This is a genomic window from Delftia sp. CH05 (genome assembly GCF_009827015.1).
Classification (GTDB): Bacteria; Pseudomonadota; Gammaproteobacteria; order Burkholderiales; family Burkholderiaceae_C; genus Comamonas; species Comamonas tsuruhatensis.
Genome location: NZ_WUMG01000066.1, coordinates 22,154 through 29,212 on the forward strand (window position 1 = coordinate 22,154; position 7,059 = coordinate 29,212).

Consider the following 7,059-nt stretch of genomic DNA (forward strand, 5'->3'; position numbering starts at 1 on the left):
TGGGCCATCAGCCCATTGCCGTCTCATGCAGGTAGTGCCACAGCACCCCTTGGCCCGCACGTTTGAGGATGACCACCGAGCGGCGCGAAGTCTCCACGCCGTCCAGGCGATGGGTTTCCAGGTAGCGCATGGCCAGGCCGGCCGTGTCCCGCCATACGGGCTGCATGTCGCAGACGCATATCTCCAGCCCTGGCCGCTGGCCGGCCGCGCGCCGGAACATCTGTTCCACATCGTCCAGGCCTACGAGCCTGCCCGTGGTGGTCACCATGCTGAACTCCGGGCTGAACTGCGGCATCAGCGCCTGCAGCGCCTCCTGTGCGCCCGCTGGTTGGGTGAAGACGGTGTGGATCAGCTCGTGCACCTGGTGGATGCTGCGTTCGGCGATGCCGATGTCAATGTCACGGTCGATGGGCTTGTTGTCTTGCATGGTGGTCCTCGGGGGTGTGCAGCGATCGCAGTTGCAGCAGGGGTACAAGCCCTGCCAGCGACGCGATCAGAAACGTCATGTGATAGGCCCGGCCTGCCTCCAGGCGGGTGGCGAGCATGTTGAAAACCATCAGGAAAAACGCAGCGCCCACGCTGAAGGCCATCTGCCGGTTGAGGTTCCAGATCACGCTGGCCTGCTGCGTCTGCCGGCCGTCGAAGTCCAGCAGGGCCGTCGTCTGCGCGGTATTGGCACCCAGGCCGCCGCCCAGGCCCATCAGCCCGTAGGCGGCCACCAGCAGCCAGGGGTCGGCAGGGGCCGCCACGGCGGCCAGCGCCGCAATGCCCAGGCTGTGCAGCACCATGCTGGCGATGAACAGGGGCCGTGCGCCCGCGCGGTTGTACAGCCGGCCGCCCACCAGCATGGACACCAGGGCGCCGCCTGCGTAGACCATCATGAATCGGCCTGTGGCCTGCGCGCTCAGGTGCAGCATGTCCTGCAGGTAGAAGATGTTGAGCAGGTTCACGCCCGTGAACACGCCGGGAATGGCGTGGTAGACAGCCACCGACATGCGCAGGCGCGGGCTTTTGAGCAGTTGCAGTTCCACAATGGGGTGGGCCGTCTTGCGGGCATGGATGGCATACAGCACCGTGAAGGCCAGGCCCGCCGCCATGCCCAGCCAGGCCAGCGCCAGGCCCTGGCCCGAACCTTGTGAGCCATAGAGCGACATGCCCAGTAGCCAGGCGGCCAGCGCGGCGCTGACCAGCACCAGGCCCCTGAGGTCGGGCCGCTGCCGGGCCGTGGCCGGTGCATCGCGCACCCACAGCCAGGCCAGGCCTGCGGCGGCCAGGGCCAGCGCAATATTGGAATGGAACACCCAGCGCCAGGAGCCGTGGTCCACGATCAGCCCGCCCAGCCAGGGCGAGAGGGCCGGTGCGATCAGCGCCACGGCCATGACCAGCGTGGAGACACGCGCGCGCTCCGGTCCCTGGAACCGGTTGAAGGCCAGGGCCTGGCCCACTGGGATCACCAGCCCGCCCGCCATGCCCTGGATGAAGCGCCAGCCCACCAGCTGGCCGAAGCTGCCCGCCTCGCCGCAGGCCCAGGCGGCCAGGGCGAAGGCCAGCATGGAGCCCGCCATCAGCCCGCGCGCGCCCCAGCGGTCGGCCAGCCAGGGGGCGAGGGGAATGGCCAGCGTCAATCCCAGCATGTAGGCATTGGCCACCCAGGCCCCGGCCGAGATGCCCACATGGAACTCGGCCGCAATCGTGGGCAGCGCGACGGCGGGCATGAAGATGTTGATGCAGTCGACGAAGAAACCCATCAGGAAAACGGTGGCCAGGCGGTATCGGTATGTCATCTTGCGCTTTCAGGAGGGGCAAGACTAAAGAGCGCGGGCGGCCACGTCGATGGGGCTATGCTGGACTCTTTGTTTGACTGGATTGAACAATGACCCCCACAAGCACGGCCATGCACACGCTGCTCCACCGCGCGCAGACCTTTCTGGCCGTGGTGGATTTCGGCTCGTACACCAGGGCGGCGGACTTCCTGGGCATCAGCAAGGCCATGGCCAGCCTGCACGTCAAGGCGCTGGAAGAGGCGCTATCGGTGGCCCTGCTGGTGCGCAACACCCGCAGCATCGCCCTGACGGAAACCGGGCGGGAGTTCTACGACGAGTTCAAGGGCATCGTCCGCGACGTGGGCAGCGCCTTCGACAACGCCATGCACAGCGGCAACCGCATCGCGGGCCGGCTGCGCATCAGCACCACCAGCGAATACGGGGAGAAGTACATTCTTCCGCTGATCCCGGCCTTCCTGGAGCGCTACCCGGGCATCTCGGTGGCCTATGACGTCAACTCTTCACTGAGCGACCTGGTGGCCGAAAAGCTGGACCTGGTCGTGCGCCTGGGCCACCTGGCGGACTCCAGCTTCAAAAGCCGCAGGCTGGCCGGCTACGACATCGTGCTGGTGGCCTCGGCCGCCTTCCTGCGCAGCCATCCCGTGCGCAGGCCCGAAGACCTGGCAGACCTGCCCTGGATTGCCAACAGCAACCTCACCCACCCCACGGCCTGGACGCTGCGCACTGCCGGCGGCCAGGGCGTGGACGTGGTGGGCCGGGCGGCCCACCAATCCAACTCCTCCACCGCCATCCGCGCCCTGGCACGGTCATCGCTGGGCGTGGCCGTGCTGCCTGCGTGGTTTGTGGAGGACGACCTGGCCGGCGGCGTGCTGCAGCGCGTGCTGCCCGACCACGCCCTGCCGCCCCAGCCCATCAGCGTGGTCTTTCCCGACAGCAGCCACCTGCCGCGCAAGACCCGCGTGTTCATCGACTTCCTGTGCGAGCACCTGGGCCGGGATTGAGGGTGCGGCTGGCCGGCCCGCCCTGGCCCCGTTAAACTGGCCGCAAGCCGAAAGGCCCGGTGCGTAGAAACACCTTCCGTGAGGTTGCAGCCCCCACCTTAAAGCGGGGCTTTGTCATGCCTTATCTCGTCGGATTGGCGCATTTGCTTGCGCCTGTCCGCATGGTTTCGGGCGTGGTGGGGGCTATCCGCAAGGACGCCCGCACGGCTACGGACGTGTTTCTAACCACCACGCCCACCTGTTGTGCGTAGAAACTCAACCGGTGGTTTTCTGTGATCTCGTAGGAAAACAGACCATGACCCTCCCCATCCTTGCCAGCCCCAGCGCTGCGCTTGCCCCTTCCAGCCCTCTTCTCTATCAGGAGGGCTGACCCCATGACATCCCGCAAAAACACTGCCGGCGCGGCAGTGCAGGCGCAGCCGTTGCCGTTGCGGCCGCCAGCCGCAAGGCCTTCCGACTGGCCCAGCGCGTGGCAGGCCATGCATGTCTGTCTGGTCGTCATCGAGGGGCGGCTTGTCACCCTGGCCGAGGTCTGTGGCAAAAAGCCCGACCGCAAGGCCCGCCAGTTCGACGTGGAATGCGCGGTGGAGCTGGCGCTGGCGCACATACGCCGCATGCGCGCCGACCCGCCGGACAGCCACCAGGCGTTCGAGCAGCAGTGGCACCTGGCGTCCTGCGCCATCGAACTGGCCGATGGCGCCTACCGCTTCCCCCGCTCGCGCTACGGCCGCCTGCTCAAGCGCACCCGCTGGCATTTCGACCTGCTCAGGGACCTGGTGGAACGCGTGGAGTGGCAGCACCGGCGCGGCTGAGCCGCAGGCGGCAGCTCAGGCCAGCGGCAGCCGCAGCACGAAGCAGGCGCCCGGCTGGCCGTCGGCGCGGCCTTCGCAGTGCACGCTGCCGCCGTGGCGCTGGGCGATGGAGCGCACCAGGGCCAGGCCCAGGCCCACGCCGCCCGAGCGCTCGCTGGCGCCGGGCAGGCGAAAGAACTTCTCGAAGATGCGCTCGCGGTGGGCCGGCGCCACGCCGGGGCCGTGGTCGCAGACGCGGATCTCGGCCATGGCGTCCTGGCGCGCCAGCTCCAGCGTGATGGCGCCCTGGCTGTAGCGGCGCGCGTTCTCCAGCAGGTTGCGCACGGCACGGCGCAGCAGCTTGGAGATGCCGGGCACTTCCAGCGCGTCGGTGGACTGCAGGTCCAGATCGGCATCCACGCGCGCGCATTCCTCGGCGGCCAAGCCGATCAGGTCCACGGGCTCGATCGTGCCCACGTCGCCCTCATAGGTCTCCAGCCGGCTGGCCAGCAGGATCTCGTCCACCAGCTGGTCCAGCTCGCTGATGTTGCGCTGGATCTCGGCGCGCGCGCGGGCGCTGGCCGGGTCGTCGCCCATGAATTCCAGGCCCATGCGGATGCGCGTCAGCGGCGAGCGCAGCTCGTGCGAGGCATTGGCCAGCAGCGATTTGTGCGAGGTCACCAGGGTCTCGATGCGCGCGGCGGCGGCGTTGAACTGGTGGGCCAGGTCGGCCACCTCGTCGCTGCCGTGCTCGGGCACGCGCACCGACAGGTCGCCCTCGCCAAAGCGCTTGACGCCGCGCTGCAGGTTCTCCAGCCGCTTGAGCAGGCGGCGGATGATGGGGAACACGCCCACGGCCACGGCCACGCCCACCAGTCCCAGCAGCCAAAGGAAGCCGAAGGGCGGGCGCAGCCAGAAGGCGGCTGCACCGTCGTGCGGCGGGCGGTCGCCGCGCGGCGGGCGCGGCGCCATGTGCAGCATGTAGGTCTGGCCGTCCGTGCCTTCGATCTCGAAGCGCAGGCCCTCCTCGGGCGGGCCGGGCAGGCGCCGCGCACGGCCCTGGGCGATCACGTTGCCCTGGCCGTCGCGCATGGCCACGTCGCGCGAGGGCGGCGAACTGGCGCTTTGCACGTTCTGCGCGTTCTGCTCGGCCGCGATCTGCCAGGCCCAGGCCACCGTCAGCGTGAGCACGGCCACGCCGCCGACCACGGCCAGCCAGATGCGCAGGTACAGGCGCTGGGAGAAGAGGGACAGCAGCTTCATTCGCTTGGCTAGTCTTGTTGTTTGGCGAAGACGTAGCCCACGCCGCGCACCGTCAGGATGCGCTTGGGCGCCTTGGGGTCGGCCTCGATGGCGGCGCGGATGCGGCCCATGTGCACGTCGATGGAGCGGTCGAAGGCCTCCAGCTCGCGGCCTCGCACGGCCTCCATGATCTGGTCGCGCGTGAGCACGCGGCCCGCGCGCTCGGCCAGCGTGACCAGCAGGTCGAACTGGTAGGAGGTCAGCTCGCAGGGCTGGCCCGCCACAGTGACGCTGCGCGCGTCGCGGTCGATCTCCAGGCTACCGAAGCGCAGCGCCGTGGCCGGCTGGCCTGCGGCCGAGCCCTCGCCGCCGCCGCCGCGCCGGCGCAGGATGGCGCGGATGCGCGCCAGCAGCTCGCGCGGCTCGAAGGGCTTGGGCAGGTAGTCGTCGGCGCCGATCTCCAGGCCGATGATGCGGTCCATGGGGTCGCCCTTGGCCGTGAGCATCAGCACCGGCACCTGGGCTGCGGGGCCGGGCAGGGCGCGGATGCGCCGGCAGACCTCCAGGCCGTCCATGTCGGGCAGCATGAGGTCGAGGATGACGAGGTCGGGCAGGTCGGCGCCGGCCACGCCGTCGGCGGGCTGCAGCTGCTCCAGGCCGCTGCGGGCGTCGCCCATGTGCGTGACCTGCAGGCCGTTGTTGCCCAGGTAGTCACCCACCATCTGCGCGAGGCGGGTGTCGTCTTCGATCATCAGAAGATGGTGCGTACTCATGGAGGGCAGTGTATTCATGCTGGGGCCTGGCGTCGTGTTGCGACGATGCTCGCAGCGCCCCGTCAGCCGTGCTTGTCGCTTGCGTAAAGTTCGGTAAAACAGCGCAGCCTGCGGCCAGCCGCTCAACTGCCGCGTTGCGCGGGCCGCACCGCATGCACGCGCGAGGCCAGCGCGATCAGCACCAGCACGGGCAGGCCCAGCAGGGCCGTGGCCTGGAAGAAGCTCACGTAGCCATGCGCATCGACAAAGGCGCCCGAGAAGCCGGCCAGCCACTTGGGCGCCAGCAGCATCATGGAGCTGAACAGCGCGTACTGCGTGGCCGAGTACTGCACATTGGTCAGCCCTGACAGGTAGGCGATGAAGGCCGCCGAGGCGATGCCGCCGGCCAGGTTGTCCGCGCTCACCACCCAGACCAGCGCATTCACGTCATGGCCGCGCGTGGCCAGCCAGGCGAACAGCAGGTTGGTGGCGGCCGACAGCGCGGCGCCCAGCATCAGCACGCGCATCACGCCCCAGCGCATGGCCAGCGCCCCGCCCAGGAAGGCGCCCGCCAGCGTCATGATCACGCCGTACACCTTGGTCACGGCGGCCACCTCGTCCTTGGTGAAACCCATGTCCACGTAGAAGGGGTTGGCCATGATGCCCATGACCACGTCGCTGATGCGGTAGATGGCGATCAGGCCCAGCACCAGCAGCGCCTGCCAGCGGTAGCGGCCCAGGAAGTCGGCGAAGGGCTCGACCAGCGCGCCGCGCAGCCACTCGGCCGCGTTGCGGGCAGGCGCCAGCGGGCGCGGCACCGGTTCCGGCGAGAGCAGCACGGTCAGCATGCCCACGGCCATGGAGGCGGCCATGGCCAGGTAGGCCACCTGCCAGGCACCGCTCTGGTAGCCCGCCGTACCCGCCACCTCGGCGCGGGCGGCCAGCCACAGCACGCCGGCGCCGGCCCAGATCATGGCCAGCCGGTAGCCGGTCTGGTAGGTGGCGGCCAGCGCGGCCTGGCGCTCGGTATCGGCCGATTCGATGCGGTAGGCATCCAGCGCAATGTCCTGCGTGGCCGAGCCGAAGGCCACGGCCAGCGCGCACCACACCAGCGGCGTGAGCGAGACGCGCGGATCATTGAACGCCATGCCGCACAGCCCGGCGACGATGAGCATCTGCGCGAACAGCAGCCAGCCGCGCCGCCGCCCCAGCCAGCGCGTGAGCAGCGGCAGCGGCATGCGGTCCACCAGCGGCGACCAGACCCACTTGAAGGCATAGGCCAGGCCCACCCAGCTCAGGTAGCCGATGGTGGTGCGGTCCACGCCGGCCTCGCGCAGCCAGAACGACAACGTGCCCAGCACCAGCAGCAGCGGCAGGCCTGCCGAAAAACCCAGGGCCAGCATGCGCAGGCTGGCCGGCTCGGCATAGACGCGCAGGGTCTGGCCCCAGCTGCGGCGGGGCGTTTCGGCGGCGGTGGAGGGGGCGGAGG

At 69.4% G+C, this 7,059-nt stretch carries 7 protein-coding genes; 2 read left to right on the forward strand and 5 right to left on the reverse strand.

Annotated elements, in window-relative coordinates:
* Positions 1-7 precede the first annotated feature (7 nt).
* Both GRX31_RS28595 and GRX31_RS28600 read right to left on the reverse strand, forming a co-directional pair.
* Entirely contained in the window at positions 8-427 is a 420-nt protein-coding gene (locus GRX31_RS28595) for a hypothetical protein (protein WP_017407679.1), read from the reverse strand.
* Positions 399-1,784 (reverse strand): MFS transporter, encoded by a 1,386-nt coding sequence (locus tag GRX31_RS28600; RefSeq protein ID WP_160855949.1) that lies wholly within the window; start codon positions 1,782-1,784, stop codon positions 399-401. Before GRX31_RS28600 ends, GRX31_RS28595 begins: the two co-directional genes overlap by 29 nt.
* An 89-nt stretch (positions 1,785-1,873) precedes the next feature.
* Here GRX31_RS28600 and GRX31_RS28605 point away from each other — a divergent pair, with 89 nt between their 5' ends.
* Both GRX31_RS28605 and GRX31_RS28610 read left to right on the forward strand, forming a co-directional pair.
* On the forward strand, positions 1,874-2,785 hold the full coding sequence (locus tag GRX31_RS28605) for a LysR family transcriptional regulator (protein WP_016453616.1): 912 nt from the start codon (positions 1,874-1,876) through the stop codon (positions 2,783-2,785).
* 374 nt (positions 2,786-3,159) lie between these two features.
* Positions 3,160-3,597, forward strand: coding sequence for a hypothetical protein (locus tag GRX31_RS28610; protein ID WP_160855951.1), 438 nt, complete (start codon positions 3,160-3,162; stop codon positions 3,595-3,597).
* Between the two features lie 15 nt (positions 3,598-3,612).
* Here GRX31_RS28610 and GRX31_RS28615 read toward each other — a convergent pair whose 3' ends face one another.
* The 3 genes from GRX31_RS28615 to GRX31_RS28625 all read right to left on the reverse strand — a co-directional run.
* Positions 3,613-4,839: an ATP-binding protein gene (locus GRX31_RS28615; RefSeq protein WP_016448576.1), complete on the reverse strand. Its 1,227-nt coding sequence runs from the start codon at positions 4,837-4,839 to the stop codon at positions 3,613-3,615.
* Between the two features lie 8 nt (positions 4,840-4,847).
* Positions 4,848-5,609, reverse strand: a complete 762-nt coding sequence (locus GRX31_RS28620; protein WP_016453613.1) for a response regulator transcription factor — start codon at positions 5,607-5,609, stop codon at positions 4,848-4,850.
* A 104-nt stretch (positions 5,610-5,713) separates the two neighbouring features.
* Positions 5,714-7,059, reverse strand: a 1,346-nt coding sequence (locus GRX31_RS28625; RefSeq protein ID WP_237426809.1) for an AmpG family muropeptide MFS transporter, incomplete at its 5' end; no start/stop codon positions are given.

What these genes read in the sequence shown, in the direction of transcription:
- GRX31_RS28615 (WP_016448576.1), bottom strand. Translation starts at nt 4,839, where the DNA reads ATGAAGCTGCTGTCCCTCTTCTCCCAGCGCCTGTACCTGCGCATCTGG.
- GRX31_RS28595 (WP_017407679.1), bottom strand. Translation starts at nt 427, where the DNA reads ATGCAAGACAACAAGCCCATCGACCGTGACATTGACATCGGCATCGCC.
- GRX31_RS28605 (WP_016453616.1), top strand. Translation starts at nt 1,874, where the DNA reads ATGACCCCCACAAGCACGGCCATGCACACGCTGCTCCACCGCGCGCAG.
- GRX31_RS28600 (WP_160855949.1), bottom strand. Translation starts at nt 1,784, where the DNA reads ATGACATACCGATACCGCCTGGCCACCGTTTTCCTGATGGGTTTCTTC.
- GRX31_RS28620 (WP_016453613.1), bottom strand. Translation starts at nt 5,609, where the DNA reads ATGAATACACTGCCCTCCATGAGTACGCACCATCTTCTGATGATCGAA.
- GRX31_RS28610 (WP_160855951.1), top strand. Translation starts at nt 3,160, where the DNA reads ATGACATCCCGCAAAAACACTGCCGGCGCGGCAGTGCAGGCGCAGCCG.